Origin of the sequence: Flagellimonas olearia, assembly GCF_009184425.1 — a bacterium.
GTDB classification, from domain to species: Bacteria; Bacteroidota; Bacteroidia; order Flavobacteriales; family Flavobacteriaceae; genus Flagellimonas; species Flagellimonas olearia.
Genome location: NZ_WELG01000036.1, coordinates 1 through 529 on the forward strand (window position 1 = coordinate 1; position 529 = coordinate 529).

The window sequence follows — 529 nt, forward strand, 5'->3', positions numbered from 1 at the left end:
TCAATTGCTCATAATACGCCTGGAGATTACCCGTATTGTCCAACAGGCTGGCTCGCTCTTTCAGGCCGGCCGGTAACAGAGGAAGAAAATCAGAGGCCGCAGCAGAGACGCTCCGGTGTTGTTTCAAAGCGCGCCCCAAGGCCGCTGAAGAGGGGGAAAACAACGCCTGCAATAGAAGGCGCTTAAATTGTCCGTCCATTCGCCCACCTCCTTGTGTGCGTTGACGGTTTATCAGGCGTCGAAACGCCGGCGGTGAGCGCTACCGCATAGGAATCAGTAACTACCCGCCGGACTTTCAGCGATGTCGTTCATGTAAATAGGTCGAGTGGACTCCATAATCAAGCTGTAGCTGACCTTATCGAAAACCCGGAAGATCACCATGGAACCCGTTCTCTCGCGGGGCAGCTGAACCATGTCACCCTGCTGACGATCACGAACCACTTCGCCCTGACCATATATATCCAACACATTGCCTTCTTTCAGACCATCACGCAGGCCCTTGTTAATCACTACTACGTCGTTACGGGCC

The 529-nt window shown here is 53.7% G+C and carries 1 protein-coding gene and 1 pseudogene; both read right to left on the reverse strand.

The window, feature by feature from the left end; translation table 11 throughout:
- On the reverse strand, positions 1–199 hold a 199-nt coding region (locus tag F8C76_RS19140), incomplete at its 3' end, for a hypothetical protein (RefSeq protein ID WP_211372179.1).
- A gap of 74 nt (positions 200–273) precedes the next feature.
- A pseudogene (locus F8C76_RS19145) lies at positions 274–529 on the reverse strand (LysM peptidoglycan-binding domain-containing protein); the annotation flags it as partial.